This window comes from Mesorhizobium kowhaii (assembly GCF_042431665.1).
Lineage (GTDB): Bacteria > Pseudomonadota > Alphaproteobacteria > Rhizobiales > Rhizobiaceae > Mesorhizobium > Mesorhizobium kowhaii.
In genome coordinates this window covers 161,668-176,765 of sequence record NZ_JBHLYT010000033.1, presented here as the reverse complement: position 1 = coordinate 176,765, position 15,098 = coordinate 161,668, and the positions used below count along the sequence as shown (strand labels likewise).

The following is a 15,098-nucleotide window of genomic DNA, read 5'->3' as shown; positions in this document are numbered from 1 at the left end:
AGACAGCATTTCTTGAATTTCTCTTTGCCACCCACTCGTTGCGTGGGACGGTATTAGGCGAGAAGCCTGCCGAAGACGACCTGCTTGAACTCGATCAGCGGAGCATCGCTCTTTTCGGCGCGCATACGCAGTAACGCGCCCTCCCAACTGTTCAGCACAAAGCGGGCCAACAAAGCTGCGGGGAGCTGATCGCCGATCACTCCTTCTTCCTGCGCCTGCGCAAGACAGGTCTCGAAAAACCCGCTCCACGATCCGAAATGCTTGACCAGATGCTCGCGGACGAGGGCGCTGTGATCGGCAACCTCAGCGCTGATATTGCCAAGCAAGCATCCCTTCACGAATCCGGCTGCCCTGAATGCCTCGATCCTGTCGTCGAAATAGGCTTCCAACCGGACCAGCGGCGCAACATCCGCATCGCAGAGCATCGTACGCAGCTTGTCCTGGTTGCGCGCGAAATAGGCATCGATCACCTCGACTCCGAACGCCTCCTTGCTGGCGAAGTGATTGTAGAACGAGCCCTTGGGCACGCCGACGCTTTCGACGATGCCCTGAATGCCCGTCGCGGCATATCCCCCGGTGTGGAACATTCGCAAACCCGCTTGGACGAGATTGTTGCGGGTGTCAGGCTTCGGTTTTGGACCCCTTCGGGCGGCGGGAGAAGGTTCCACTTCAAACATCCTTGACTAATTCAAGACGACCGGTCATTTTATAATTATCGCACTCTGAGCGCCGGTGTCAAGAAAATGACTTGGCGTGCAAGGAGAATGGTCATGGTTTCGAGGCTGGATGTACGAATTCCCGCAGATGGCGGCATGGAACTCGGAGCTTGTCTCTTGAGACGGGCCAGCCGACGCGACCGGCCCGATCCTTCGCTTCCGATATGTCGACCCCACCCGACTCGCTTCAATTTATAGAAAGAATACCGCCATGCAGAAAATGCTTTCCGCCGCTGTCTTCGCCCTCACAGCTTTTTCGGCGGGGTTCGCGACCGCGGCACCGGCCGCCTACAAGGACCCGCTGGACGCTCGCACCCTCAGCACGATCTCGTCGCATTTCAGCAAGCTCATGGAACTGGCGAACAAGCACGACATCCAGGGCCTGCACGCAATGTTCTGGCAATCGCCTTCGGCCCTTCTGGTCGCAAAGAGCGCCATTCCATTGGAAGGCAACTGGGCCGGATTCTGGGGCAACAACGCGATCGATCAGAAGCTGCACGATATAGCGGCATCGGGTCCTGTCGTGCTGACGCCCGATCTCTTCAGGCTCAAGGTCGTCGGACTGACCTCCGACATCGCGGAATCCTATGCGCCGATGAACATCACCGTGTCCTATGCCGGACAGGACGGCACGCCCAAGCCGTTCCTGATGATCATCACCTGGAAGAAGGTCGCGAAAGACTGGAAGGTCGCCTCCGAAATCATTCTGCCGGTGCCGCCGACGCCTGCCAGCAAAGGCTAGATGCATGCTATCCCTCGCGCTCGGCCGAGGCCGCTTTACTAGATATCGCTCGGGTCCGAAGTCGAGATATGTGCCTGGATGATCATCTCGAAAACCGGCGTCAGAATCCCCGCAAGCTCATCGGATTCGGCATCGACGAGCGCATGCAAGCCGATCATCTGCCGCATCAATTGGAAGCCTGCGATCAAGGACAGCGCGATGGCGGCGCGCTGTGCGGCCAGCCCGTCCTTGATCGCTTCGGCCGAGCGCCGCTGGTGAAAGCGTTCGATTTGCTCGCGCGCGATTTCCGCCGCGCGCGGGTTGGCCGCAGACTTGATCAAGATGAGAAAGCCGTCGAGCGGTGCAGTGTCGCTTCGTGATCCCGCGACGAGTGCATCGGCCAGGGATCGGGCCAGAACGGGCGACGTGAGCACGTCGTCCGTGATGATGACCGGGTTGGCCAACGTGCTGGCGAGCACGTCAGTGAAGAGCTGCTCCTTCGATCCGAAATAATGGTTCACCATCATCGCGGTGACGCCCGCCTTAGCCGCAATCTCGCGCACGCCGGCGCCGTCATAGCCGGCGGCCACGAACGCCTCGCGCGCCGCAGTCAGGATGGCCTCCCGCGTCGCAACGGCATCGCGCTTTCGCGCCGGAGCAGCAGACACCATTGGCTTGTCCTTACTATACGGTTGTAGAATCGTTCGATTATAACTATACTCTCGTAGAGATAATCCACAACCGATGGCGGAGATCGGCCCTGGACGTCTCCGGAGGCAACTGTGGAACCGCCACAGCAACAAGGAACAGGAGAATGACGGACAAAGTGATCGCGCTGGTGACCGGCGCCAATAAGGGCCTGGGTAAGGAAGTCGCCCGCCAGCTCGGCAAGCGTGGCATGCGGGTCTATGTTGGCAGCCGCGACCAGATGCGCGGCGAAGCGACCGTTGCCGAACTCGTGGCGGATGACCTGGATGCGCATCTGCTGCCGCTCGACGTCACAAGCGACGAGAGTGTGACTGCGGCTGCGGATATATTGGCCGAGCACGAAGGTTACCTCGACGTGCTGGTCAACAATGCAGGCATATTGGCGGCGCGGCCGGCCTTCGAGATCGACGCCGCCGACATGAGCCGGACCTATGAGACCAATGTGTTCGGCGTGGTGCGCATGATCCACACGATGCTGCCGCTGCTCAGGCGCTCACAGCAGCCCCGCATCGTCAACATCGCCAGCACAACCGCCTCGCTGACCTTGGCGAGCGATCCCACGACCATGTTCGGACGCGAGGACACGATTGTCGCCTATGCCTCGTCCAAGGCCGCAGTCACCATGCTGACGGTGCAGTACGGCAATGCGTTTCGCCGCAGCGCCGATCATGCGCATTTCAAGATCAACACCGCGACGCCGGGTTACATCGCGACGGATCTCAACAACTTCAGCGGCAATCGCACTGTTGAGGAAGGCGCAACAATCGTGGTCGACCTCGCGACATTGCCCGACGACGGTCCCAGCGGCGGCTACTTTAACGACGCTGGCGTTGTGCCGTGGTGAGTTTGGACCGCGTCTTGCTGCCATCTTGTGCACATCGGCACTCTACATAGAGAACGCCGATTCCACACCACCGGGCTTTCGCCACATTACGCTGGGCCTTAATGGCGGTGCACATATGCCGTTCCCCGCTTCGGTCATCTCAGCCGCGCCAGTGCTGGACGCTGCCGAAGGTCTCGGCGGCAAGGTCGACATCGCCGTTCATGATCACCTGCATCGTTGTATTGTTTCCCTCTGCTATTCACCAATACGGCGATACATGCGGTAATCGGCGGCTCTGTCGGGATATCTCGTGGAATCGGCGGGCAATCTGGCGGAGAGGGAGGGATTCGAACCCCCGATGGGCTTGCACCCATGCCGCATTTCGAGTGCGGTGCATTCGACCACTCTGCCACCTCTCCGCGGTCATGGTCGGCCGTTGCCGGCGCGGCGCACTAGATAACGGCTGAACGGGCAGGTTACAAGGCCAATCCGCGAGTTATTTGGCTTCCCGGGCAAGCGGCGGATTCGCATCGGTGGTTACGGTCAAGCCCGTACAGATTTCCGGCCCATCCACGCATCCCCGCCCTGCCGACGACGGCAACGCCGTGCGGTCTTGTTGACACGGCCGGTCGTTTGCCCGCCAATAACAGTCTCGGCAACGGCTTCGCCTTGACTCACACTCAACCTTCGGTTAGGGACAGCGCGCAATCGGCGTGGAGGGTTCTTCCGCGCCGCTTGTTTTTTGAACCCGCAGACTGACAAAAAGACGGCCGAACCGCCAGAGGCGGTTCATCAAGGCCGACCGAACAGCGAAAGGCAAAAAATGTTCGCAGTCATTAAAACGGGTGGCAAGCAGTATCGCGTTGCCGCCAACGATCTCCTGAAGATCGAAAAAGTCGAAGCCAATGTCGGCGATATGGTCGAGATCGGCCACGTGCTCGCGCATGGCGAGGGCGAGAATGTCACGTTCGGCGCGCCGTTCGTCGATGGCGCGGTGGTTACCGCCGAAGTCGTCGAGCAGGGCAAGAACCGCACCGTCATCGCTTTCAAGAAGCGCCGCCGGCAGAACTCGCGCCGCAAGATCGGCCATCGCCAGCTTTTGACCACCGTGCGGATCTCCGAGATCCTGCTGGGTGGTGCCAAGCCGACGAAGACGGCAGCCGTCAAGGCGCCGAAGAAGGAAGCCAAGGCAGAGGCCGTGACTGAAGCGACGGCGGAAGCCGCGCCGAAGAAGGAGCCCAAGGCCAAGGCAGCCGAGACCGCGGCAGCGCCGCTGTTCAAGGCGCCGAAGGGCGAGCCGGACGATTTGACCGTGATCAAGGGCATCGGCCCGGTCGCAGCCAAGGACCTCGCCGAGCAGGGCATCATCACCTTCGCCCAGCTCGCCAAGCTGACCGACAAGGATGTCGCCAAGATCGACGAGCACATGCCCTTCAGCGCCGACCAGATCAAGGACTGGCGCGAGCAGGCCAAGGAATTGGCGGCGAAGTAATTTTCTGGCGATCAGGTCGCCGGATCGGACTTGAAACGGAACGCGAACGCGTTCATAAGGCCTTTTAGGCGCCTTGCGGCGCAACGGAGTTAGTTAGATGGCACACAAGAAAGCTGGCGGCTCGTCGCGCAACGGTCGCGACTCGCATTCCAAGCGTCTGGGCGTGAAGAAGTTCGGCGGCGAAGCCGTCATCCCGGGCAACATCATCATTCGTCAACGCGGCACCACCTGGCATCCCGGCGTCAATGTCGGCATGGGCACGGACCATACCCTTTTTGCGCTCGAGACCGGCGCCGTGACGTTCAACAAAAAAGCCAACGGCCGAACCTACGTATCGGTCAACCCGATTACCAAAGCCGCGGAGTAGCCGGTTCCGCACTAGAACACCGGCGCCCATCTCGGGAACCGGTGTCTGGCAAAGCCAGGAAAAGGATCAGGGGAGATGGGTTTCCATCTCCCCTTTTTCTTGGCCTGGAGGACTTTCAAATGGTTGCCGAAGCGGAAGACACCGACGACGAAAGTTACGCGATAGACTGCCCGGTCCTGGTCACCGAGCGGCTGGTGATGCGAGCGCCCCGCGAAGATGATATTCCGCAACTGGTCGAACTTGCCGACAACCGTCATGTCGCCGAAATGCTGGCCCGCATGCCGCACCCCTATGGCGAGGCCGAGGGACGCGCCTTCCTTGCCATGGCGAAGTCGCGCCGGGCCGGCATTGTCTATGCCTTGACGCTGGCCGGTACCGACACCTTCGTCGGCTGCGCCGGTCTCAACACCACCGATCGCGGGCTGGAGCTCGGCTACTGGATCGGAGAGCCTTACTGGAAGAAGGGCTATGCGACGGAAGCCGCCCACGCGCTGGTCGACCTCGCCTTCCAGAAGACGTCGATCCAGGTGCTGCATGCCTCGACGCGGGTCATCAACCCGGCCTCGCGCCGGGTGATCCACAAATGCGGCTTCCAGTATGCCGGCCAGGGCATGCTGAACTCGATCGTCGCCGGCCAGGTGCCGGTCGAGCGTTACCGGCTCGACAGGAAGACCTGGACCAGCCTCCGTAACTGGGTGCATTTTTGATGGATGGCGCCGGTCAAGCCAATGGTCGATGACAGCAGCGATATTGAAACGGTCGCGATCGCGCCGATAACGCCGGGAGATGTTGAAAGCTTTCATCGCGCGCTTGATCTCGTTGCGCGTGAGCGAAAGTACCTGTCCTTCCTCGAGGCGCCACCACTGGATCAAACCCGAAGTTTCGTAACGGACTGTATCGGGAGAGGCGACCCAGGCTTCGTGGCCGTTGTTCGTGGCGAGGTTGTCGGTTGGTGCGATATCTCACGCCATGACCGGCTCATACATGCTCATCGCGGCACCCTCGGAATGGGGATTGTTCCCTCCTATCGCGGGCATGGCCTCGGCCTGCGGCTTATCAATGCGACCTTGACGCAAGCACGCAGGGCCGGCTTTGTCCGCATCGAGCTTTCCGTGCATTCCGACAATGCTCGCGCCATCTCTCTTTACGACAAGGTCGGGTTTGTCAGGGAGGGTGTGCAGCGCGACGCTGTCTATATCGACGGGGAATACCGCGATACGATCGTGATGGCGATCGTCGAACGCGAAAATGCAGCCGGATAAAGAGCCATCAGCCCAGTTCGACCCACACCGGCAGGTGGTCCGAACCGACCGCTTGCCGGTCGACCCACAGACGCTTCAGGGATTTGGCCAGCGAAGCGCTGGTGAAGACATAGTCGATGCGCTTGTGGCGGCTGGCATTGGCGGGCTGTTTGGGGTCGACCCAGCTGACCAGATCGTCGCCGGCGACGTTGAGGCGCATGGCGGCATCGACGGCAAAGTCGGCGGTCAGCGGCATGCCGAATTCATGGTCCGGCCGGCCGGCGAGTTCGACATATTCGGGTGAGCCGGCCAGCATGTTGAAATCGCCCATGCCGACAAAGGCTTCGGGATGGGGCAATTCCGGCAAGCCGATCTCGGCGACGCCGGACAAGGCGCCGCCTTCGAGCGCATAGTTCAGCATGCGCTGGCGCAGGAACTGGATCTGGCTGGCGCGTTCGACCGGGCTGCGGTGATCGAGATGGATGGAATAGAAGCGGATGAAACCAAGCGGCGTCTCGATCAGCGCTTCCAGCGCGCCGCGCTGGAAATTCATCATCTCGAAGCTGCGGCTGCGCGGCAAAAGCAGGTTGCGCGACAGATGAATGGGTGTCTTCGACAGCACCATATTGCCGAGCTGGAAGGTCGTGGTGATGGCGCGGCCGTTGTCGATGCGCGACCCGATATTGGCCTCGAAATTGCTGCCATAGACGGCGAAATAGTCGGGCAACGCCTCGCCGATCTCGGCGACCATGTCGCGGCCGCCGTTCCTGGGATTGTTGCGGGTCACCTCCTGCAGCGCGATCACGTCGGCGCCGCGCACGGCATCAGTGATGCGCTCGACACTGTACTGCCCATCAAGGCCGATGCCGTACTGGACGTTGTAGGTTACAAGCTTCATTCCGACACCCCCTCCGGCCAACCCCACGCGGCCATTGTCACAAAACGGCCTCGCCCTTCGCCGCGCCTTGGTTTAGAGCAAGGCCGAAGGTTTAGAGCAATGCCGCAAAGCCACTAGCAGAAACTGCACACGCCATGAAATTTCTCGATCAAGCCAAAGTCTACATACGCTCCGGCGACGGCGGTGCCGGTTCGGTGTCGTTCCGGCGCGAAAAATTCATCGAGTTCGGCGGACCGGACGGCGGCGATGGCGGCCGTGGCGGCGATGTCTGGCTAGAGGCGGTCAACGGGCTGAACACGCTGATCGACTATCGCTACCAGCAGCATTTCAAGGCCAAGACCGGCGTCCATGGCATGGGCCGCAACATGACCGGCGCCAAGGGTGCCGACGTCACGCTAAAGGTGCCGGCGGGAACGCAGGTGTTCGAGGAAGACAACGAGACGCTGATCTGCGACCTGACCGTGGTCGGCCAGCGCTTTCTGCTGGCCAAGGGCGGCAATGGCGGCTTCGGCAACCAGCATTTCAAGACCTCGACCAACCAGGCGCCGCGCCGCGCCAACCCCGGCCTGCCGGGCGAGGAGCTCAACATCTGGCTGCGGCTGAAGCTGATCGCCGATGCCGGGCTGGTCGGGCTGCCCAATGCCGGCAAGTCGACATTCCTGGCCGCAGTCACCGCGGCCAAGCCGAAGATCGCCGACTATCCGTTCACCACGCTACATCCCGGTCTCGGCGTCGCCCGCATCGATGCGCGCGAATTCGTCATCGCCGACATTCCTGGTCTCATCGAAGGCGCGCATGAGGGCGTCGGCATCGGCGACCGCTTCCTCGGCCATGTCGAGCGCACGCGCGTGCTGCTGCACCTGGTCTCGGCGCAGGAGGAAAACCCGGGCAAGGCCTACAGGACCGTGCGCGCCGAACTCGACGCCTATGGCAATGGCCTGACCGACAAGGTGGAGATCGTGGCGCTTTCCCAGGTCGACACGCTCGACGCCGATGCGCGCAAGAAAAAGGTCGCGTCGCTGAAGCGCGCCGCCGGCCGTGCGCCAATGCTGTTGTCGGCGGTCACCGGCGAAGGCGTCGAGGCGGTGCTGCGGGCGCTGATGGCGGTGGTGGCCGAGGCGCGTGCGCAGATCTCGGCTCCGGTCGAGACCCGCTGGGACAAGTAGGCCATGCAGTCGCTGAAGACATACCGGCGCATCACCGTGAAGATCGGCTCGGCATTGCTGGTCGACCGCACGACCGGCCTCAAGCGCGACTGGCTGGCCTCGCTAGCCGACGACATTGCCGTGCTTGCCCAGGGTGGTGCTGAGATCCTCGTCGTGTCGTCCGGCGCCATCGCGCTTGGCCGCACCATCCTTGGACTGGGCAAGCGGGCCCTGAAGCTCGAGGAAAGCCAGGCGGCGGCCGCCGTCGGACAGATCGCGCTCGCCGGCGCCTGGTCTGATGCGCTCGGCAAGGGCAGCCTGAAGTCGGGCCAGATCCTGCTGACGCTCGGCGACACCGAGGAGCGCCGCCGCTACCTCAACGCGCGGGCAACGATCTCGACGCTGCTCAAGATGAAGGCGGTGCCGGTCATCAACGAGAACGACACGGTGGCGACCTCCGAAATCCGCTATGGCGACAATGACCGGCTGGCTGCGCGTGTCGCAACGATGATGGGCGCTGACCTTTTGGTGCTGCTTTCCGACATTGACGGCCTCTATACCGCGCCGCCGGCGCGTGACCACAGCGCAAAGTTCATTCCGCTGGTCGATCGCATCACCCCGGACATCGAAGCGATGGCGGGCGCGGCTGCGTCCGAGCTGTCGCGCGGCGGCATGCGGACAAAGCTCGATGCCGGCAAGATCGCCACCGCCGCCGGCACCGCGATGATCATCACGTCGGGCACGCGGTTGTCGCCGCTGATGGCGATCGAGCGCGGCGAACGCGCCACCTTCTTCCGGCCGAGCAGCAATCCGGTCAAGGGCTACAAGACCTGGATCGCCGGCCAGCTCGAACCCGCCGGCCGGCTGACGGTCGATGCCGGCGCCATCGGCGCACTGCTGTCGGGCAAGTCGCTGCTGCCGGCCGGCGTCAAGCTGGTCAGCGGCAATTTCTCGCGCGGCGATACGGTGGCGATCCTGTCGCCCGAGGGCCGCGAGATCGCGCGCGGGCTGGTTGCCTATGATGCCGCCGATGCCGTAAGGATCGCAGGCCTGAAGACGGCCGAGATCGAAACGGTGCTCGGTTATGAGGCGCGTTCGGCGATGATCCACCGCGACGACCTTGTGGTGAGCCATTCCGGTGACCAAGTACGGGCCGGTGACCAAGTACGGGCCGGTGACCAATTACAGGCCGGTGACGATGTACGGGCTGGTGACCAAGTACGGGCCGGTGACGAAGTATCGAGCGGAGGATGAGCCATGCTGAAGCTGCATGAAAAATCCGGGGACGACACGGTGGCGCTGATGGCCGATATCGGCCGCCGCGCCCGCGCTGCCGCCCGGCCGCTGGCCATCGCCACGACCGCCGCCAAGAACGCCGCCCTTGTTGCCATGGCCGAGGCGATCGTCGCCCGGGAGCAGGAGATCCTCGACGCCAACGCCATCGATGTCTTGAATGGCGAGCAATCCAAGCTTTCGGCTTCGTTCATGGACCGGCTGAGGCTCAATCCGGCGCGCATCCGTGCCATGGCTGATGGCATCAGGGAAATCGCCGAACTGCGCGATCCGGTCGGCGATGTCATCGCCGCCTGGGACCGGCCGAACGGCTTGCATATCGAACGCGTGCGCACGCCGCTCGGCGTCGTCGGTGTCATCTATGAGAGCCGGCCAAACGTCACGGCGGATGCCGGCGCTCTTTGCCTCAAGGCCGGCAATCCGGTGATCCTGCGTGGTGGTTCGGATTCGCTCAGTTCGTCGGCTGCCATCCATGCCTGCCTGGTCGAGGGCCTTAAGGCCGCCGGCCTGCCGGAAGACGCCATCCAACTGGTGCCGACCACCGATCGCGCCGCCGTCGGCGAGATGCTGAAAGGCCTTGCCGGCACGATCGACGTCATCATTCCGCGCGGCGGAAAAAGCCTTGTCGGGCGGGTGCAGACCGAGGCGCGGGTGCCGGTGTTCGCCCATCTCGAAGGCATCTGCCATCTCTACATCGACCGCTCGGCCAAGCTCGACATGGCGGTCCAGATTGCCGTCAACGCCAAGATGCGGCGCACCGGCGTCTGCGGTGCCGCCGAAACGCTGCTGGTCGATCGTGCTGTTGCCTCCACGCATCTGGTGCCGATCCTCGACGCCCTGCGCGCCGCCGGCTGCGAGATCCATGCCGATGCCGAGGTGCTGAAGGCATTTTCCGGCGCCAAGCCGGCCACTGATCTCGACTGGGTGACCGAATATCTCGATGCCATCATCGCTGTGAAGCTGGTCGATGGCGTCGCGGGCGCGATCGAGCATATCGAGACGTTCTCCTCGCACCACACCGAGGCGATCGTCGCCGAGGACACGCGGGCCGTGGAAAAATTCTTCAATGAGATCGATTCGGCGATCCTGCTGCACAATGCCTCGACGCAGTTCGCCGATGGCGGCGAATTCGGCATGGGCGCCGAGATCGGCATCGCCACCGGCAAGATGCATGCGCGCGGGCCGGTCGGCGTCGAGCAGCTGACCTCCTTCAAATACCGCGTGCGCGGGTCGGGACAGGTGAGGCCTTGAACGCTGATCTTACCCTCCCCCTTGTGGGGAGGGTGGCGAGCATAGCTAGCCGGGTGGGGGAATAACGCTGAACTCTACGACACCCCCACCCCGCTCCGCTTCGCGGATCGACCCTCCCCATAATGGGGAGGGTAAGGAACTCATTTCCTCCCGCTATCTCAAAATGCCGCATGCCGAAAAGGGGCTGGCGGTCGGCCTGTTCGGCGGCTCGTTCAACCCGCCGCATGCCGGCCACGCCCTGGTCGCCGAGATTGCGCTCAGACGCCTGGCGCTCGACCAGTTGTGGTGGATGGTGACGCCTGGCAATCCGCTGAAGAACACGCGCGAACTGGCGCCGCTCGGCGATCGATTGCAACTGTCGGAACATATCGCCAAGAACCCCAAGATCAAGGTCACCGCCTTCGAAGCGGCGCATCATGTCCGCTACACCGCCGATACGCTGGCGCTGGTCAAGGCGCGCAATCCCGGCGTCGATTTCGTCTGGATCATGGGCGCCGATAGTTTGCGCGATTTCCATCGCTGGCAACGCTGGCGCGAGATCGTCATGACCTTCCCGATCGCCGTCATCGACCGTCCGGGGGCGACACTGTCGTTCCTGTCATCGGTCGTCGCCAAGACCTTCGACTATGCCCGCGTCGACGAAGGGGATGCGCCAAGGCTCGCCCGCATGAAGGCGCCGGCCTGGACCTTCATCCACGGTCCGCGCTCGTCGCTGTCGTCGAGCGCGATCCGCAAGCTGGCCGAGGGGTAGCGTCCGCGCGGATTTCCCTCTCCCCTTGTGGGAGAAGGTGTCGCCGAAGGCGACGGATGAGGGGTGTTCCAGAGAACACCAACGCCTCATTCCGTCCAGCACCCCTCATCCGTCTTGGCGCTGCGCGCCAATCCACCTTCTCCCACAGGGGGAGAAGGGAAGATCGGCCATGTCGCTTTTATCGCTCCGTTTGCCCGTTTCATGGGCAATCCTGAGCAGGCATGTCGATTCCCAGGAAAAACCGCACCGAAGCCGGGCAGGGCGATGAGCCCACGCCGCTGATCGCGATTGCCAGTGTCATCGCGTCGATGGCGCTGATCGCCGTCGGCAATGGGCTGATGTTTGCCTATATCCCGGTCCGGCTCGGCGCCGAGGGCTTCGATCCGACCTGGGCCGGGCTGATCATCACCGGACTTTCGGCCGGCGGCCTCGCCGGCTGTATCCTGACCGGACCGCTGGTGCGAAGGGTCGGCCATGCCCGCGCCTTCATGGTGCTGTCGGCACTGATCGCGCTGGCCAACGCCGCTGTCGGCGCCGGCCCGCATCCGCTGCTGTGGATCGCGGCCCGCGCGCTCTACGGCTTTGCCATATGCGGCCTGTTCATCGTCGCCCAGAGCTGGCTGAACGATGCCGTCGCCAATGCCATCCGTGGCAGGGTGATGGCCTTCTTCTACGTTGCCTATGTCGCCGGGCTCGGCGTCGGCTATGCGACGCTGGCTCTTGTCGACATCAGAACCGCGGACGCGCCGCTGATCGGCATCGTCTTCACGGCGCTGTCGATCCTGCCCGTGGGGTTGACCAGGCTTGCCCAGCCGCCTCCACCGCAAGCGGCCTCCGTGGCGCTCGGCCGGGCCTGGCGGATTTCGCCGGTCGGCGTTGCCGGCATGCTTGCCGTCGGTGGCCTGTCGATGTCGATCGCCGGCTTCGCGCCGATCCATGCCACGGCCAAGGGCTACAGCCAGGCCGACGTCGCCCTGCTGCTTTCGGCGATGCCGGTCGGCACACTGATCCTGCAGATCCCGCTCGGCTGGATTTCCGACCGCACCGACCGCCGCTATGTGCTGATCGCCGCAGCCGCGCTCGCCGCGGCGGCAGGGATGTTTGCGCTCGGTTTTGATGGCGGCGCGCTGGCGGCGCTGGTGGTGATCTACATCGTCTGGGATGGCGCCTCGGAATCGATCTATTCGCTGGCCAGCGCGCATGCCGCCGACCGCGCCGGCAAGGACGACATGGTGGCGCTGTCCAGCTCGCTGTTGTTCGCCTGGTCGCTTTCGGGCTTCATCGTGCCCGGCATCGTCACCGCGCTGTCAGCCGTCTTCGGGACACAGGCCTTCATCTATGTGGCGATCGTCATCGCCTGCGCCTTCTGCCTGTTCGTGCTTTTGCGCGTGGTGACGACGCAGGCTGTTCCCGCCGCCGAAACCGGCAGTTTCGCGCCGATGACGGCGCAGGCGCCCTTGCCGGTCGAACTCGCCTTCGCGCCAGACGAACAGGCCCGGCACAGAAGCAATTGATTATTGCCGGCGGGCCTCCGGCGCCGGCGCTTCGGGTGGCGGCAGCGGGATCGATATGCCTTCTGCGTCGAATTCCTGCTTGGCGCGCTTGGTGAGGTCGGCCTGGGTGGCGAAGAAATCCGCCGACGCTGTCCAGTAGCGCAGTGAAATCGAGACCGTGCTTTCGCCAAGGGTCGCCACGAAAGCGATCGGCGCCGGATCGCGCTTGACCCGGCGCTCGGCGACCGCAATGGCAAGCAGCGTCTTCTGGGCGCGGTCGATGTCGTTCCAGGAGCCGATCGAGAGCATTATGTCACCGCGGCGCACTCCGTTGCGCGAGAAGTTGCGTACCGGCTGGTTCCACAGCGTTGAATTGGGCGCCAGGATATAGACGCCGTCGGCGGCCCTGAGCCTGGTGGCGAAGAGGCCGATCTCCTCGATCGAGCCGGCGATCGAACCGACCTCGACGGATTCGCCGATGCGGAACGGCCGCAGCGCCAGAAGCATGATGCCGGCGGCGATATTCTGCAGCGTGCCTTGCAGCGCCAGGCCGATGGCGAGACCGATGGCGCCGATCGCGGCGATGATCGAGGCCGTCTGCACGCCGAACTGGCCGAGCACCATGATCGTGACGAGGATCAGGATGGCATAGCGGACGATCTTGGAGAAGAAGTGCCGCAACGTCGCGTCGAAACCGTGGATATGGCCGAGGCCGGCGAAAATCGAGCGTTCGGCAAGTCCGGCGACGATATAGCCGCCAACCAAAAGGATGACGGCACCGATGGCCGAGAAGGCGTAGGAAACGATCAGCGTGCTGAGCTGCGCGAGTCCGGCCTGGACGGTCAGAAGGGCGTTTTGAGGGTCGATCGGCATGGGGAAAATCCGGTTGGTCGGTGAGCCGATAACCCATGCGGACGGCCATGGTTCCGATCTTTTCGCGCATGCGGCGGAACCGCGGGACCGACAATACGTTCGTGCGCGACAGCGCGCCGTCTTGAAACTGCAACGGAACTCTGCCTATCTAAGAGGCGTCACCTGCTTTTGGGGGTGATTTGGTTGTTCTTGCTGCGAAAGGAAATACACTGAGAACAGCACTGCGGAAGAAGGCCGATATCATGCCTTCGCCGGCCGGGATCAGCGTAAACGACGCCGTGTCTCGCGCCATCAAGACAGTCCTTGCCAGTCTGGAAGACTCCAAGGCCGAAAACATCGTCTCAATCGACATTCAGGGGAAATCGAGCCTCGGCGACTACATGGTCGTCGCGTCGGGCCGATCGCACCGACATGTCTCGGCTGTCGCCGATCACCTGCTCAAGGCGCTCAAGGATGCCGGTCTCGGCACGGCGCGCGTCGAGGGGCTGGCAGGCGCCGACTGGGTCCTGATCGATTCGGGCGACATCATCGTCCATGTCTTCCGTCCCGAAGTCCGCGACTTCTACAATCTCGAAAAGATGTGGCAGGCGCCGGATCTCGAGGAAGAGACCCTCCACTAAGCCGTCTTTGTTTTGATGCATGTCATCGTCCCAAAACCGGTTCCCACTTTTGGGTGACATGCATTAGCGGCTTATAGAGGCGAGGATGAAGATATCAGTTCATGCCGTGGGCCGGATGAAAGCCGGCCCCGAGAAGCAGCTCGCCGACCGCTATTTCGAGCGCTTTGCCAAGAGCGGCCCGGCGGTGGGGCTCGAATTTTCCGGCGTGGCCGAAATCGCCGAGGGGCGCGCCCAGACCGCCAACGAGCGCCGGCGCGAGGAAGGCCAGAAGCTACAGGGGCAGCTGCAGCCCGGCACCGCGCTATTCCTGCTCGACGAACGCGGCAAGAATTTTTCCTCCGAAGACTTCGCCGGGCGCATCGGCCAGCTGCGTGATGGCGGCCGCAAGGCGCTGGTCATCGCCATCGGCGGCGCCGACGGTCACGATCAGCCGCTGCGCGATCAAGCCGAATTGGTGATGTCATTCGGATTGCTGACCTGGCCGCACCAGTTGGTGCGCGTGATGCTGGGGGAGCAGTTGTACCGGGCCGCGACCATCCTGTCGGGCCATCCCTATCATCGTTCGTAAACCGGTGAATTGGCGCGATACACACGGATTTCCGCCCCAATGCATCGCCAGACTGCGCCAATTGGGGCTCTCGAACATGGTTTAGGGGGGCTTTCGAACATGGTTGATTGTTCGTTAACGAAGCCACGCATAGAGTCG

17 protein-coding genes and 1 tRNA gene are annotated in these 15,098 nt (G+C 63.0%); 13 read left to right on the top strand and 5 right to left on the bottom strand.

Annotation, left to right across the window (positions count from 1 at the left end; all coding sequences use genetic code 11):
* Positions 1 to 53 precede the first annotated feature (53 nt).
* The gene (locus ACFFNA_RS20370) at positions 54 to 677 is read right to left on the bottom strand and encodes a TetR/AcrR family transcriptional regulator (protein WP_378921077.1); all 624 of its coding nucleotides are present in this window, start codon (positions 675 to 677) and stop codon (positions 54 to 56) included.
* Between the two features lie 250 nt (positions 678 to 927).
* On the opposite strand from ACFFNA_RS20370, the gene ACFFNA_RS20365 reads away from it, so the two are divergent.
* The gene (locus ACFFNA_RS20365; RefSeq protein WP_378921075.1) at positions 928 to 1,458 is read left to right on the top strand and encodes a hypothetical protein; all 531 of its coding nucleotides are present in this window, start codon (positions 928 to 930) and stop codon (positions 1,456 to 1,458) included.
* A gap of 38 nt (positions 1,459 to 1,496) precedes the next feature.
* Here the strand turns inward: ACFFNA_RS20365 and ACFFNA_RS20360 are convergent, their stop codons facing one another.
* A complete protein-coding gene (locus ACFFNA_RS20360) occupies positions 1,497 to 2,108 on the bottom strand; it encodes a TetR/AcrR family transcriptional regulator (RefSeq protein WP_378921073.1) in 612 nt (203 codons plus the stop codon).
* A gap of 143 nt (positions 2,109 to 2,251) precedes the next feature.
* Here ACFFNA_RS20360 and ACFFNA_RS20355 point away from each other — a divergent pair, with 143 nt between their 5' ends.
* Positions 2,252 to 2,989, top strand: a complete 738-nt coding sequence (locus ACFFNA_RS20355; RefSeq protein ID WP_378921071.1) for an SDR family oxidoreductase — start codon at positions 2,252 to 2,254, stop codon at positions 2,987 to 2,989.
* A gap of 308 nt (positions 2,990 to 3,297) precedes the next feature.
* Here the strand turns inward: ACFFNA_RS20355 and ACFFNA_RS20350 are convergent.
* Positions 3,298 to 3,387, bottom strand: a tRNA-Ser gene (locus ACFFNA_RS20350).
* Between the two features lie 404 nt (positions 3,388 to 3,791).
* Here ACFFNA_RS20350 and ACFFNA_RS20345 point away from each other — a divergent pair.
* The 4 genes from ACFFNA_RS20345 to ACFFNA_RS20330 all read left to right on the top strand — a co-directional run bounded on the left by ACFFNA_RS20345 (position 3,792) and on the right by ACFFNA_RS20330 (position 6,089).
* Positions 3,792 to 4,460, top strand: coding sequence for a 50S ribosomal protein L21 (locus ACFFNA_RS20345; protein ID WP_111548557.1), 669 nt, complete (start codon positions 3,792 to 3,794; stop codon positions 4,458 to 4,460).
* A 97-nt stretch (positions 4,461 to 4,557) separates the two neighbouring features.
* Positions 4,558 to 4,827, top strand: a complete 270-nt coding sequence (gene rpmA / locus ACFFNA_RS20340; protein WP_015315190.1) for a 50S ribosomal protein L27 — start codon at positions 4,558 to 4,560, stop codon at positions 4,825 to 4,827.
* A gap of 119 nt (positions 4,828 to 4,946) precedes the next feature.
* Positions 4,947 to 5,534, top strand: coding sequence for a GNAT family N-acetyltransferase (locus tag ACFFNA_RS20335; RefSeq protein WP_111548382.1), 588 nt, complete (start codon positions 4,947 to 4,949; stop codon positions 5,532 to 5,534).
* A 3-nt stretch (positions 5,535 to 5,537) separates the two neighbouring features.
* Entirely contained in the window at positions 5,538 to 6,089 is a 552-nt protein-coding gene (locus ACFFNA_RS20330; RefSeq protein ID WP_378921067.1) for a GNAT family N-acetyltransferase, read from the top strand.
* A 7-nt stretch (positions 6,090 to 6,096) separates the two neighbouring features.
* Here ACFFNA_RS20330 and ACFFNA_RS20325 read toward each other — a convergent pair whose 3' ends face one another.
* A complete protein-coding gene (locus ACFFNA_RS20325) occupies positions 6,097 to 6,966 on the bottom strand; it encodes an endonuclease/exonuclease/phosphatase family protein (RefSeq protein ID WP_111548381.1) in 870 nt (289 codons plus the stop codon).
* 134 nt (positions 6,967 to 7,100) lie between these two features.
* Here ACFFNA_RS20325 and obgE point away from each other — a divergent pair, with 134 nt between their 5' ends.
* From obgE to ACFFNA_RS20300, 5 genes are all read left to right on the top strand, one after another.
* Positions 7,101 to 8,132, top strand: coding sequence for a GTPase ObgE (gene obgE / locus ACFFNA_RS20320; protein WP_378921064.1), 1,032 nt, complete (start codon positions 7,101 to 7,103; stop codon positions 8,130 to 8,132).
* Positions 8,133 to 8,135: 3 nt separating this feature from the next.
* The gene (proB, locus tag ACFFNA_RS20315; protein WP_378921062.1) at positions 8,136 to 9,365 is read left to right on the top strand and encodes a glutamate 5-kinase; all 1,230 of its coding nucleotides are present in this window, start codon (positions 8,136 to 8,138) and stop codon (positions 9,363 to 9,365) included.
* A gap of 3 nt (positions 9,366 to 9,368) precedes the next feature.
* On the top strand, positions 9,369 to 10,655 hold the full coding sequence (locus ACFFNA_RS20310; protein ID WP_378921060.1) for a glutamate-5-semialdehyde dehydrogenase: 1,287 nt from the start codon (positions 9,369 to 9,371) through the stop codon (positions 10,653 to 10,655).
* Between the two features lie 163 nt (positions 10,656 to 10,818).
* The gene (locus ACFFNA_RS20305) at positions 10,819 to 11,406 is read left to right on the top strand and encodes a nicotinate-nucleotide adenylyltransferase (RefSeq protein WP_111548377.1); all 588 of its coding nucleotides are present in this window, start codon (positions 10,819 to 10,821) and stop codon (positions 11,404 to 11,406) included.
* 221 nt (positions 11,407 to 11,627) lie between these two features.
* Complete coding sequence (locus ACFFNA_RS20300) at positions 11,628 to 12,920, top strand: MFS transporter (protein WP_378921058.1); 1,293 nt, start codon at positions 11,628 to 11,630, stop codon at positions 12,918 to 12,920.
* Here ACFFNA_RS20300 and ACFFNA_RS20295 read toward each other — a convergent pair whose 3' ends face one another.
* Positions 12,921 to 13,772 carry a mechanosensitive ion channel family protein gene (locus ACFFNA_RS20295; protein WP_378921056.1) on the bottom strand — a complete coding sequence of 284 codons (852 nt, stop codon included), beginning with the start codon at positions 13,770 to 13,772 and terminating at the stop codon, positions 12,921 to 12,923.
* A gap of 242 nt (positions 13,773 to 14,014) precedes the next feature.
* Here ACFFNA_RS20295 and rsfS point away from each other — a divergent pair, with 242 nt between their 5' ends.
* Entirely contained in the window at positions 14,015 to 14,392 is a 378-nt protein-coding gene (rsfS, locus tag ACFFNA_RS20290) for a ribosome silencing factor (protein ID WP_023678068.1), read from the top strand.
* Between the two features lie 85 nt (positions 14,393 to 14,477).
* Positions 14,478 to 14,960 (top strand): 23S rRNA (pseudouridine(1915)-N(3))-methyltransferase RlmH, encoded by a 483-nt coding sequence (gene rlmH / locus ACFFNA_RS20285; RefSeq protein WP_111548374.1) that lies wholly within the window; start codon positions 14,478 to 14,480, stop codon positions 14,958 to 14,960.
* Positions 14,961 to 15,098: the final 138 nt, after the last annotated feature.

Excerpts from the sequence above, each read along its gene's own strand:
- ACFFNA_RS20370 (WP_378921077.1), bottom strand. The coding sequence starts at position 677 with ATGTTTGAAGTGGAACCTTCTCCCGCCGCCCGAAGGGGTCCAAAACCG.
- ACFFNA_RS20365 (WP_378921075.1), top strand. The coding sequence starts at position 928 with ATGCAGAAAATGCTTTCCGCCGCTGTCTTCGCCCTCACAGCTTTTTCG.
- ACFFNA_RS20360 (WP_378921073.1), bottom strand. The coding sequence starts at position 2,108 with ATGGTGTCTGCTGCTCCGGCGCGAAAGCGCGATGCCGTTGCGACGCGG.
- ACFFNA_RS20355 (WP_378921071.1), top strand. The coding sequence starts at position 2,252 with ATGACGGACAAAGTGATCGCGCTGGTGACCGGCGCCAATAAGGGCCTG.
- ACFFNA_RS20345 (WP_111548557.1), top strand. The coding sequence starts at position 3,792 with ATGTTCGCAGTCATTAAAACGGGTGGCAAGCAGTATCGCGTTGCCGCC.
- rpmA (WP_015315190.1), top strand. The coding sequence starts at position 4,558 with ATGGCACACAAGAAAGCTGGCGGCTCGTCGCGCAACGGTCGCGACTCG.
- ACFFNA_RS20335 (WP_111548382.1), top strand. The coding sequence starts at position 4,947 with ATGGTTGCCGAAGCGGAAGACACCGACGACGAAAGTTACGCGATAGAC.
- ACFFNA_RS20330 (WP_378921067.1), top strand. The coding sequence starts at position 5,538 with ATGGCGCCGGTCAAGCCAATGGTCGATGACAGCAGCGATATTGAAACG.
- ACFFNA_RS20325 (WP_111548381.1), bottom strand. The coding sequence starts at position 6,966 with ATGAAGCTTGTAACCTACAACGTCCAGTACGGCATCGGCCTTGATGGG.
- obgE (WP_378921064.1), top strand. The coding sequence starts at position 7,101 with ATGAAATTTCTCGATCAAGCCAAAGTCTACATACGCTCCGGCGACGGC.
- proB (WP_378921062.1), top strand. The coding sequence starts at position 8,136 with ATGCAGTCGCTGAAGACATACCGGCGCATCACCGTGAAGATCGGCTCG.
- ACFFNA_RS20310 (WP_378921060.1), top strand. The coding sequence starts at position 9,369 with ATGCTGAAGCTGCATGAAAAATCCGGGGACGACACGGTGGCGCTGATG.
- ACFFNA_RS20305 (WP_111548377.1), top strand. The coding sequence starts at position 10,819 with ATGCCGCATGCCGAAAAGGGGCTGGCGGTCGGCCTGTTCGGCGGCTCG.
- ACFFNA_RS20300 (WP_378921058.1), top strand. The coding sequence starts at position 11,628 with ATGTCGATTCCCAGGAAAAACCGCACCGAAGCCGGGCAGGGCGATGAG.
- ACFFNA_RS20295 (WP_378921056.1), bottom strand. The coding sequence starts at position 13,772 with ATGCCGATCGACCCTCAAAACGCCCTTCTGACCGTCCAGGCCGGACTC.
- rsfS (WP_023678068.1), top strand. The coding sequence starts at position 14,015 with ATGCCTTCGCCGGCCGGGATCAGCGTAAACGACGCCGTGTCTCGCGCC.
- rlmH (WP_111548374.1), top strand. The coding sequence starts at position 14,478 with ATGAAGATATCAGTTCATGCCGTGGGCCGGATGAAAGCCGGCCCCGAG.